Origin of the sequence: Deinococcus radiotolerans (genome assembly GCF_014647435.1) — a bacterium.
In the GTDB taxonomy this organism is placed as follows: Bacteria; Deinococcota; Deinococci; order Deinococcales; family Deinococcaceae; genus Deinococcus; species Deinococcus radiotolerans.
In genome coordinates this window covers 40,983-50,881 of record NZ_BMPE01000022.1, presented here as the reverse complement: position 1 = coordinate 50,881, position 9,899 = coordinate 40,983, and the positions used below count along the sequence as shown (strand labels likewise).

Genomic DNA, 9,899 nt, shown 5'->3' with positions numbered 1-9,899 from the left:
GTCGCTCGCAGGTCCGTCCGCTGCCCAGACCAAGTGCGCGTGGGAGGTGACGCCAGGGAAGCCCCAACGGAGGAGATAGACGATGCCCGCCAGGGTCTGGCGCGCACACTGACGCGGACGACCACCACGTGGACGCGGTGGGGGTGAAGGAATGACCGGTTGAATCAGCGCCCACAGGTCATCGGGTACGAGCTGCTCGACCATGATCGGAACATAGTCCGACGTGTTCTGTCCTCAGGCTCTTAGCGTGTCAGCCCAGATTTGAGGCGATTTGCTCTCCGACTATGATTGAAAACCTGAGCCAGCTTCGGCCGTACCTTCGCACCGGCTACAGTGGACAGTGATATCCGTAGAAGCGTAAATTCGCTGTCCTTTCCGCAACGGACACACCCCTGCCTGGGCAGGGGTGGAGTGGGTGGATTAGGTTGCACGGTCCGCCAGAGGATCGGGGTTGTTCCGCGCCGATCGTCATTGGATCAGGTGCAACGCGCTCAGTGTGGCGGCGTGGCTGATCTGGATTTGTAGCGGTTTTGGCAGTGTGGGACGTCTCTGAAGACCTCGTCAAGGCTGCGTGTGAATTCAGCACCTACTGGCGTATCAGCGGGCGGTCCAGGTCATCGCAGGCCAGTCCGTCCTTGTTCTGATCCCTGTTGTTCGCGTACGCCGCTTCGCTGCGGCGCAGGGTTTTCAGGCCCAGCTGCACCAGCTGGCGGCAGTCGCCGCTTAAATTCACGCTGGAACGCAGCACCCAGCCGCGCTGGCGGTCCACTTGGACGTCACACCACACGGCGTAGCAGCGGCGCAGGTCCAGGGAAGTGCCGGCGGGCAGGGCGCGGAGGGCCGCGCTCGTCTGATTGGGCACTGGGTAGAGTTTGGCGCTGGGGACAACCCAGGCGGGTGAGGCGAGGGCCGCGCCGCTGAGCAGCAGCAGCAGGGGGCGGATAAGGCGGTGCATGGTCGCGTTTAGTGTATCCGGTAGGACCCGCGCCTCCCTTCACCCGTGGGGGGCAAAGGGAGGCGCGGGGTCCTGCAGGCGTTACAGGTAGTCGACGCTGAGAATCTCGAACTCGGCGCTGCCTTTGGGCAGTTGCACGGTGACTTTCTCCCCGGCGCGGCGTCCGGCGAGGGCCTTGCCGATGGGGCTGGCGTCGCTGATCTTGCCTTTCAGGACGTCCACCTCGTAGGTGCCGACCAGCTCAAACTGGTGCTCCTTGCCCTTGGCGTCCCGCACGCGGACCTTGGCGCCCAGCCCGGCGCCGCCGGTGGCGTCCTCCTCGATGATCAGGGCGCGTTCGAGCTGACGTTCCAGTTCGGAGATGCGGGCCTCGTTCTCACTCTGCTGCATGCGCGCCTCGTCATAGGCGGCACTTTCTCGCAGGTCGCCGTCCTCGATGGCGCGGCCCATGTTCTCGGAGATCTCCTCGCGTTTGGTGGTTTTCAGGAAGTGCAGGGTCTCGACCAGTTTGTCGTACCCGCGCTGGGTCATCGTGATGCGATCCTTCGTCATAGCACTCAAGTATAGGTGGTTTCGGGTGGGTGCGCGCGGTGAAGTGGGCGGGCAACGCGCCGGGAATCATGAAGGTCACCCCGGCCGTTTCCCCACCCGCGCCTTGGGGGCAGCGCTTACCCTCCGGGACATGACACGAGATGACGCGCGCGAGTACGCCCCGGAGGGCGAGGTGCGGGATGACGGCACCACCGGCGAACTGCTGAACGACAAGATGACGGCCGAGGCGCTCCTGCGGGACGCCGCCAGTGCTGAGAGCAGCAACCCGAATGACCAGCCCGGCTTCCAGGACGGCATGCTGGGCGGGAGCGATTTCGAGGACCGTCAGGGCACCCCGAACAACGATGGGGACAGCGACCTGGAGGGCCGCGCGGCGGGTGGGGAGGGCGTGCACCGCAGTGGTGGCGTGGACGGCGGCCCCGCGCGCACCACGCCGCTGCCCGGCGCGAAGAAGTAACGTCACTTCAGGCTCACCAAGGTGAGAGGGAACCCTGGCTGTCTGGCCGGGGTTCCCTCTTCCTGATTCAATCAGCGGCTGTCGGTGCCGAGGCCCAGGTTCTCCACGATGGCCTGCTGCGTCTGTTTCTGCGAGTCCATGACCTCCACGGCCACCTGCTCGCCGCCCTCGAGATCCATGACGAAGTGATCGCCGTCCAGTCTCACGCGCGACAGGATCTGCTCTTCACCCTCGGGCCGGGTCGTGGCGCGCAGTTCCACGAAGCGGCGCATGGGCGTACGGATCACCTTGGGGGCCAGGATCTCCTCCACCTGGAAGATCCCTCCGGAGTTGTTCATGGTGACGCTGATCAGCACGGGCTTGTCGCGGCCGCGCTCAATGACCACCTGATCCACCGCGAGCGCGCTGATCGAGTGGATGTCCACGCTGCCCAGACTGAAGGCCTTGCGACCGCGACCCTTGGTGATGTCGGTGCCGTCCGCGACGGCCACGATCCCGCCCTCCAGCGTCAGCGGCGCGGGGTTCAGGTCGTGGCAGTTGATTGCGCCCAGGATGAACGAACGCACCTTCACGCGCTTGAACGGGTCCGGGTACAGCGGCGTCATGATCCGGTCGATGATCGGCAGGGCCAGCGCCACGGCGTGCGCCTCGTGCCCCACCCGGTGAATCTGGTTGCCGATGTCGTGCAGCATGGTGCCCAGAATGACCGTGAGGAACACGTCATCCGCGTCCCCGACGCCACTGTCCATGATGTCGGTCTTCACGCCGCCCTCGAGCAGCAGTTCCGTGAGGGCCAGGCCCGCCGCGCCCGTGATGAAGGCGTGCACGCGCCCGTGGTCGTTGTAGCCCAGCTTGCGCATGGTGATGTAGTTCGCCATGTCCCAGTGTGCCAGGGCCTCCGGATCGCTGCGCAGCGCGTCGTATGCCGCCAGGGCGCGCGGGTAGCCGCGCAGGTCCATGCGGATCGCCTGATTGGCCTCCTCGATCAGTTTGGCGCGGGGCGTGGTGAACTCCACCACGCGGGTCTTTCCGGCCGCAGCGGCGCTGTCCTCACGGCCGGCCACGTCGCTGACCTTACCGCCCTCGACCTGCAGTCGGAACTTCTGCTCGCCGGCGCCCATGCCGTCCTCATTCACCCTGGAACTCCGCGCGGCGCTTGTTCAGGAAGGCGTCCACCCCCTCACGGAAGTCCTTCGTGGCGACCGTCATGCCGAACAGGTCCGCCTCGACCTCCAGCCCTGCCTCCAGCGTGGTGTCCAGACCGCGCCGCACAGCCTCCTTGACCAGCGACAGCGCAATAGGAGCATTTTTCAGCATCATCTCGGCCACCTCGCGCGCCTTGGTCAGCGCGTCGTCCGCGACGTAGTTCACGAGGCCCATGCTCAGGGCCTCGTCGGCCTTCACCTGCCGGGCAGTGAGCATCAGGTCCAGCGCGCGGCCCGCGCCGACCAGTCGGGCCAGGCGCTGCGTGCCGCCGAAACCGGGGATCAATCCCAGCGTGACTTCCGGCAGGCCCAAGCGGGCGGTGGTGGCCGCCACGCGCACGTCGCACGCCAGCGCCAGTTCCAGCCCGCCGCCCAGGGCGAAGCCGTTCACGGCGGCAATCACGGGAATGGGCAGCGAGGAGATCTGGTGCATGACGTCCTGCCCGGCCAGGGACAGCTCGCGGCCGTCGTACACGCCTTCCAAGTTCTCGAATTCGCTGATATCCGCGCCCGCCACGAAAGCCTTGTCGCCGGCGCCCGTGATGATCAGCGCGCCCACCTCGGCGTCCTCCACGATCAGGTTCACGGCCTGCGCGATCTCCGAGAGGGTGTCCGCACTCAGGGCGTTCAGGGCGCGGGGGCGGTTGATGGTCAGCACCGCGATCGGGCCATGCTGGTCAATCTGCACGTTGTTGAACTCGAACTCGTCCAGTTGGGTCATGCGCCCATCCTGCCACAGCCCGGTCCGCCCTCAAAGGAAGAAGGAGTCGCTCCGGCGGACGACTCCCTCCGGGCCGTGGCGTTCAGTCGCGCGCAGCGAGCGTCACGATGGCGTCCAGCGCCACGCGCACCATGCGGTCCACCCCGGCGGCCAGCACGTCGTCCGGCACCAGCTGCGGGTCGCCGATATCGTTGCTGCACGCGGTCAGGCACGCGGCGCGCAGGCCGCGCTGCGCCGCCACCAGGAAGATCGCGCTGGCCTCCATCTCGAAGCCCAGCACGCCCCGCCCCGCCCACAGGCGCGCGTGCTCCGGCGTGCTGGCGTAGAAGGCGTCCTCGGTCATGACCAGGCCGACGTGGTGCGGCGCGCCGCTCGCGCGGGCGGCCTGCACGCTGGCCTCCACCACCTCAAAGCTCGCGGCGGGCGCGTACGGGGCGCCGCCCAGCATCTGCCTCGTGGTGCCGTCGTTCGGGACGGCGGCCGTGGCAATCACCAGGTCGCCCGGCGCGACGCTGGGGGTTGCGCCGCCCAGCGTACCTACGCGGATCAGCGTGCGGGCGCCCAGCCGCGCCAGTTCCTCCGTGACAATCGCCGCACTCGGGCAGCCCATGCCGGTCGTCTGCACGCTGACCGGCACGCCCTGGTACGTGCCGGTGAAGCCCAGCAGCTGCCGGTGGCTGGTGTACTCCTGCGCGCCGTCCAGATAGGTCTGCGCGATGTGCCGCGCGCGGTTGGGATCCCCGGGCAGCAGGACGTAGGGGGCGACGTCGCCCACCTGAGCGCGAACATGAATCTGACTCATGCGCCGGAGTATACGGGCCGCTTTCACGTCCGAACAGCCGCAGGGGGTCCGCGCTGACTGAATGGCTCACTCATGAGTGAGGGACATGACGCGCACGACAGCTTTCTCATCAAGAAGACTGAAGTGCCGTGATTGGGCCGCAATTCCTCACTCATCGAAAGAGCCCTGACCTCACGAAACTGCCATGGTCAACCCGGGCGTCAGGTTCGTCTCATTCAGGCCCGCCAGGAGGGCGCCAACGCCGTCTGAAATTCACAAAGACCTCACTGGCCCTGCCTACCGTGAAGCGCAGAGGAACACGTCACACTGTGCCGCTGTTTCCGATTCAGACCGCTCAAGGAGAACAACACATGCGCAAATCACTGATCATCGCGTCCACCCTGGCCCTCAGCCTCGGCGCAGCCAGCGCCCAGACTTCCACCACGACCGCCGCTCCCGCCCAGGTCACCCTGAGCGACGTTCCCGCCGGTCACTGGGCCAAGGACGCCGTGGACAAGATCGTTCAGTGCGGTCTGATTCAGGGCTTCCCCGACGGCACCTTCCGCGGCAACGAGAACCTCACCCGCTACCAGGCCGCGCTGATCTTCTACCGCGCCCTGCAGACCGGCGCCCTCAACAACTGCGGCTTCAGCGCCGGCGACATGACCACCATCGCCAACGGCATGCAGGAAGTCAGCACTGAACTTGCCGCCGTCGCCAACCGCGTCACGGACCTTGAGAAACTCACCGCTGACCAGCAGGCCCGTATCGACGCCCTGGAAGCCAAGATCAACGGCATGGGTGACGGCGCCGCCAGCGCCGACGTCGCGGCCCTCAACGCCCGCATTGACGCCCTGGAAGCCGCCATCCGCAACATCCCCGCCGGCCCTCAGGGTCCCGCCGGTCCTGCCGGCCCCCAGGGTCCTGCCGGTCCTCAGGGCCCCCAGGGTCCCGCCGGAACGAGCACCAGCGCCACCGTTACCACGCCCACCACCACGACCGACACCACCGTCGTGATCGGCGAGCCCACCCCCACTGCCGTGGTCAGCCGCGACATCTACGCTGGCGTCTCTGGCGGCGTCAAGATGGCCGGCGCCGGGTCGGAGTGCCTGAGCCTGTCCGACAAGACCAGCCCCGTCAACTACTGCGTGAACGGCGGCGTCGTGATCGGCAAGAACAACGTCATCGGCCCCGTCGGTGCCCGCGTGTCCGCCGACTACCAGCCCGGCTGGAACGCCGTGAGTGTGGACGCCAACGCCACCTACGCGCTGAACACCGGCAGCCGCATCACGCCCTACGTCGGCGCGGGCCTCGGTCTGACCAGCGGCCAGCAGCGCGGCAACACCGCCCAGAACACCAGTGACATCTACGTCAACGCGATTGCTGGTGTGGACTTCAACATTACCGATAGCCTCGCCATCTTCGCCGAGTACAATGGCCGCTACTACACCAGCAACAAGGGCTACGCCACGGGCCTCGACCAGGGTGCTTCGAGCGGCCTGAGCAACGGCATCAAAGCCGGCGTGAAGTTCTTCTTCTAAACACACTTCAGCCAGAGCAGGCATCCCCGGTCACATGGCCGGGGATGTTCGTCGGTTGATGGGCAGACAGTCAGGCGTCCGCACTGAACGGTGGTGCGGAGACGCTGATCACCGCCGCCCTGGCCCCTGCGCGCTACACTGCCGGGATGCGGCTCGTTTCCTTCCTTCAGGTGCTGCTGCTGCTCGGCATTGCCGCGTACCTGGTGCTGGTCACGCTGGAGAACCCCGGCGTGATCCGCCTGCCCCTCCCGACCGGCACGGGCGAACTCTCGGTCCCGGTTGGGTCCGGGGTGGCCGCGTTTCTCCTGCTGGGCGTGCTGTTCGCCACGCTGCTCCTCCTGCCTGCCCTGTGGTCCGAGCGGCTGCGGCGGGCCCGGGAAGCCCGTCTGCGCCGCCAGTCCGAGGAACGCCTGACCGCCACCCTCCAGGCTCGGTTGGGCGGCGCCGTGACCCCAGATGACTCGCGCCACGGAGAGCAGGCGTGAGCGCTGTTCCTCGCTGGGTGCTCGCGCCCCCCGCCAGCCGCGACGAACTGCTGCGCGTCATGCGGGAGTGGCGTGTGTCCCCACCTCTGGCGCAGGTGCTCACGGGACGGCACCTCACGCCCGCGCTCCTCGACCCGCCGCTGACGCTGACGCCGAACCCGGCGCTGCGCGAGGCCGCCCGGCGCATCGTGACCGCCATCCGGGCCGGGCAGCGCATCCGCATCCACGGGGACTACGACGCGGACGGCGTGAGCGCCACCGCCACCCTGGTCCTTGGCCTGCGGGACCTAGGCGCGGATGTGCACGGCTTCATCCCCCACCGCCTGAACGAGGGGTACGGCGTTCACCCGGATAAGGTCGAGGAGCACGCGGCCGCGTGCGACCTGCTGGTCACCGTGGACTGCGGCGTGACGAACGTCGAGGAGGTCGCGGCCCTGGTCGCGCGGGGCGTGCAGGTCATCGTGACCGACCACCACGCCCCGGGCGACGACTTTCCCGACGCACTGGTCGTCCACCCGCACCTGACCGACGGCTACGACCACGACCTGCACAATCTGACCGGCGCGGGCGTCGCGTACCACCTCCTCTGGGCCGTTCATGAGGAACTTGGGCTGCCGGAACCGCGCGCCCTGACGGCCCTGGCCACCCTGGGCACCGTCGCGGACGTCGCGCCTCTCATCGGGGAGAACCGCGCTCTGGTCCGCGCCGGACTGGACGCGCTGAAGGACACGACCCTGCCCGGCCTGCGCGCCCTGCTTGACTCGGGCCGCGTGAAGCGACCCACCGCGCGGGACGTGGCGTTCATCCTCGCGCCGCGTATCAACGCCGCCGGTCGCCTCGGCGAGGCCGACGTGGCGCTGGACCTGCTGACCACGCCCAGCGCGCACAACGCCAGCCGCCTCGCGGAATACCTGGAGATCCGCAACCAGGAACGCCGCAAACTCCAGGACGACATGTTCCAGCACGCCCTCACCCTCGCCGATCCGGGCGAACCCGCGCTGGTCGTCACGCACCCCGACTGGCACGCGGGCGTCATGGGCATCGTCGCCAGCAAGCTCGTGGACGCGTACCACAAACCCGTGTTCATCGTCGCGCAGGGCAAGGGCTCGGTGCGGTCCACACCTGGCATCAGCGCCGTCGAAGGCCTGCGCTACAGCCACGACCTCCTGAAACGCTACGGCGGGCACCCCGGCGCCGCCGGATTCGCCATCGACCCCGCCAACATGGACGCCTTCCGAGACCGCATCCACGCCTACGCCCGGCAGTTCCCCACCCCCGCCCCGCGGGTGCGGCTGGACGCGCCGCTGCCCGCACTGGCCGCCAGCCTCGACCTGCTCCACGAAACCCACGCCTTCGAACCCTTCGGCGAGGGGCACGCCCTGCCGCTGTGGCACCTGCGCGAACCCCTCACTGAGACCCGACTGGTCGGCAAGAAAGGCAACAGCCTTCAGTTCAAGGTGGCGGGCCTGCGCGGCATCAAGTTCGACGAGACCAACGACGCGGCGGGCGAACGCGACCTGGGGGCGCACCTCGTCAGCAGCGAGTGGCGCGGCCAGACCCGACTGGAATTCCAGGGGCAGGCCCTGCGCGCACCCGGCACTATCGACCTCGACGCCCCTATCCCGGAACAGCTCACCCCGCGCCTGAACCCCAAAGCCGCCATGGAACACCTGCGCGCCGGAGCCAGCGCCTACGCCGAGGGTCCCGTCGCCGCGTACCTGCGCGACAACGTCCCAGGCCTCACCCTCGTCACCACTGCCGATGCGCACCCCGGCGGGGAACTCATCCTGTACGCCCTGCCACCCGAGGACACCCTGCGCGGCTGGCTGCACGCCACGCGGACGCGACTAGCGGCCAGCCTCGCCTTCGCGTTCGGTCCCAAGACCCTCGCGGAACTTGAAGGTAGCCTCAGCCGCCACCACCTCAGCGCCCCGCCCGCCAATCCCCTGCTGAACCCCGGCACCCTGGAGGCCGCCGCCGACGCCTACCGCCGCTGGCAGTGGGCCCACCACTGGCGCACCCTCAGCGACGACGGCTGGACCGCCAGCGTCCACGCCATGCTCGGCGAACCCGTGCAGGAATGGGAAGCAGTCAGCGCGGACTGAGCAGGGTCGAGGGGGCTAAACGTCTGAGGGTCCAAGCGTTTAAGTCTTGGAACCTCAGACTCTTAACTTTCCGACCCTTACGTTCCCGTGACGCGGCGGGCGAGGGTCCAGCCACTGAGCAGGGCGGTTTCCACGCGGGGGCCGTGCGCGTCGGGGGTGAACCAGTCGCCGCACCAGCCCAGGCGCAGTTCCGGGTCCCAGTGGCAGGGGCCGGGCGCGGGGCGGGTGGGGATGGCGTAGCGCCAGCGGTGCGCGAAGGCGTGCAGGGAGGGGGGGAGGTCGCCTGTGATCTCGGCGGCGGCGCGCAGCAACTCGGGCAGCACCTCGTCCGGGGTGCGCTCCAGGTTCGCGCGGCTCCACTCGGGCGTGGCGTGCAGCGTCAGCGCGGGGGGGTGCCCGGCGGGGCGTTTGGTGTGCTCGCAGGCCAGCCACTCCAACACGGGATGGTCGGCGCGCAGGGCAGGCCAGTTGGCCTCCAGATCACGCTCCAGCACGACGCCTGCGGCCCAGCAAGGCGCGTACTCGACGGCCGCGACCCGTTCGGCGGTGCCCTCGGAGTCGCTGCCGCGCAGGTCGAGATCGGCCAGCAGCGGGGCCAGCTGCGGCGCGGGGAGATTCAGGAGGAGCGTCCCCGCCTCCCAGGTGGCACCGTCGCGGGTGTGGACGCGCCAGCTGCCCGGGCGGCGTTCCAGGCTGGTGACGGTCACGCCGGTGGTGACCTCCAGCCCGCGGGCCAGCGTGCGGCCCAGGGTGCTGAGGCCCTGCGGGGGCGCATAGCGGGGGTGCCCGTCGCCACCGTCACGCACGTTCCCTTCTTCCCAGCGGGGAATGCCGCGCGTCCACTCGGCGTTCCACCCCTCCCGGACGCCTGCCTCGGCCAGCGCGCGGGTGCGGTCGTGCCGGGCGGTGAAGAACCGCGCCCCGTGATCCAGCCGCGCCTCCCGCCCGTCGGGGAGGGTCACGCGGCGGGTGGCGGCGCGGCCCGACACGCCCCGCGCCTTGTCCAGCAGCGTGACGTGCTGCCCCGCCGCGCCCAGGTCACGCGCCGCGGCCAGCCCGCCCAGGCCCGCACCCACCATCAGCACGTCTGGCATGCG

General features: G+C 68.9%; 11 protein-coding genes. 4 read left to right on the top strand and 7 right to left on the bottom strand.

Features of this window, described 5'->3' with window-relative positions; genetic code table 11:
- The 3 genes from IEY63_RS22640 to greA all read right to left on the bottom strand — a co-directional run.
- Window positions 1-204, bottom strand: a 204-nt coding sequence (locus IEY63_RS22640) for a transposase (RefSeq protein ID WP_189070675.1), incomplete at its 3' end; no start/stop codon positions are given.
- 382 nt (window positions 205-586) lie between these two features.
- A complete protein-coding gene (locus IEY63_RS19525; protein WP_189070674.1) occupies window positions 587-955 on the bottom strand; it encodes an SH3 domain-containing protein in 369 nt (122 codons plus the stop codon).
- A gap of 81 nt (window positions 956-1,036) precedes the next feature.
- Complete coding sequence (gene greA, locus IEY63_RS19520; RefSeq protein WP_189070673.1) at window positions 1,037-1,507, bottom strand: transcription elongation factor GreA; 471 nt, start codon at window positions 1,505-1,507, stop codon at window positions 1,037-1,039.
- A gap of 130 nt (window positions 1,508-1,637) precedes the next feature.
- On the opposite strand from greA, the gene IEY63_RS19515 reads away from it, so the two are divergent.
- Window positions 1,638-1,964, top strand: a complete 327-nt coding sequence (locus IEY63_RS19515; RefSeq protein WP_189070672.1) for a hypothetical protein — start codon at window positions 1,638-1,640, stop codon at window positions 1,962-1,964.
- 71 nt (window positions 1,965-2,035) lie between these two features.
- On the opposite strand, the gene IEY63_RS19510 is transcribed toward IEY63_RS19515, so the two are convergent.
- The 3 genes from IEY63_RS19510 to IEY63_RS19500 all read right to left on the bottom strand — a co-directional run bounded on the left by IEY63_RS19510 (window position 2,036) and on the right by IEY63_RS19500 (window position 4,692).
- Entirely contained in the window at window positions 2,036-3,085 is a 1,050-nt protein-coding gene (locus tag IEY63_RS19510; RefSeq protein WP_189070671.1) for a phosphohydrolase, read from the bottom strand.
- A 7-nt stretch (window positions 3,086-3,092) separates the two neighbouring features.
- The gene (locus IEY63_RS19505; RefSeq protein ID WP_189070670.1) at window positions 3,093-3,890 is read right to left on the bottom strand and encodes an enoyl-CoA hydratase/isomerase family protein; all 798 of its coding nucleotides are present in this window, start codon (window positions 3,888-3,890) and stop codon (window positions 3,093-3,095) included.
- Between the two features lie 82 nt (window positions 3,891-3,972).
- Window positions 3,973-4,692, bottom strand: a complete 720-nt coding sequence (locus IEY63_RS19500; protein WP_189070669.1) for a phosphorylase family protein — start codon at window positions 4,690-4,692, stop codon at window positions 3,973-3,975.
- Between the two features lie 350 nt (window positions 4,693-5,042).
- Between IEY63_RS19500 and IEY63_RS19495 the strand changes: the two genes are divergently transcribed.
- The 3 genes from IEY63_RS19495 to IEY63_RS19485 all read left to right on the top strand — a co-directional run bounded on the left by IEY63_RS19495 (window position 5,043) and on the right by IEY63_RS19485 (window position 8,802).
- Entirely contained in the window at window positions 5,043-6,212 is a 1,170-nt protein-coding gene (locus IEY63_RS19495) for an S-layer homology domain-containing protein (RefSeq protein WP_189070668.1), read from the top strand.
- A gap of 146 nt (window positions 6,213-6,358) precedes the next feature.
- Entirely contained in the window at window positions 6,359-6,697 is a 339-nt protein-coding gene (locus IEY63_RS19490) for a hypothetical protein (RefSeq protein WP_189070667.1), read from the top strand.
- Between the two features lie 59 nt (window positions 6,698-6,756).
- Entirely contained in the window at window positions 6,757-8,802 is a 2,046-nt protein-coding gene (locus IEY63_RS19485) for a single-stranded-DNA-specific exonuclease RecJ (protein ID WP_189070678.1), read from the top strand.
- 77 nt (window positions 8,803-8,879) lie between these two features.
- Here IEY63_RS19485 and IEY63_RS19480 read toward each other — a convergent pair whose 3' ends face one another.
- On the bottom strand, window positions 8,880-9,896 hold the full coding sequence (locus tag IEY63_RS19480) for an NAD(P)/FAD-dependent oxidoreductase (RefSeq protein ID WP_189070666.1): 1,017 nt from the start codon (window positions 9,894-9,896) through the stop codon (window positions 8,880-8,882).
- Between the last annotated feature and the right edge of the window lie 3 nt (window positions 9,897-9,899).

What these genes read in the sequence shown, in the direction of transcription:
- IEY63_RS19485 (WP_189070678.1), top strand. Translation starts at nt 6,757, where the DNA reads ATGCGGGAGTGGCGTGTGTCCCCACCTCTGGCGCAGGTGCTCACGGGA.
- greA (WP_189070673.1), bottom strand. Translation starts at nt 1,507, where the DNA reads ATGACGAAGGATCGCATCACGATGACCCAGCGCGGGTACGACAAACTG.
- IEY63_RS19500 (WP_189070669.1), bottom strand. Translation starts at nt 4,692, where the DNA reads ATGAGTCAGATTCATGTTCGCGCTCAGGTGGGCGACGTCGCCCCCTAC.
- IEY63_RS19480 (WP_189070666.1), bottom strand. Translation starts at nt 9,896, where the DNA reads ATGCCAGACGTGCTGATGGTGGGTGCGGGCCTGGGCGGGCTGGCCGCG.
- IEY63_RS19525 (WP_189070674.1), bottom strand. Translation starts at nt 955, where the DNA reads ATGCACCGCCTTATCCGCCCCCTGCTGCTGCTGCTCAGCGGCGCGGCC.
- IEY63_RS19490 (WP_189070667.1), top strand. Translation starts at nt 6,359, where the DNA reads ATGCGGCTCGTTTCCTTCCTTCAGGTGCTGCTGCTGCTCGGCATTGCC.
- IEY63_RS19505 (WP_189070670.1), bottom strand. Translation starts at nt 3,890, where the DNA reads ATGACCCAACTGGACGAGTTCGAGTTCAACAACGTGCAGATTGACCAG.
- IEY63_RS19510 (WP_189070671.1), bottom strand. Translation starts at nt 3,085, where the DNA reads ATGGGCGCCGGCGAGCAGAAGTTCCGACTGCAGGTCGAGGGCGGTAAG.
- IEY63_RS19515 (WP_189070672.1), top strand. Translation starts at nt 1,638, where the DNA reads ATGACACGAGATGACGCGCGCGAGTACGCCCCGGAGGGCGAGGTGCGG.
- IEY63_RS19495 (WP_189070668.1), top strand. Translation starts at nt 5,043, where the DNA reads ATGCGCAAATCACTGATCATCGCGTCCACCCTGGCCCTCAGCCTCGGC.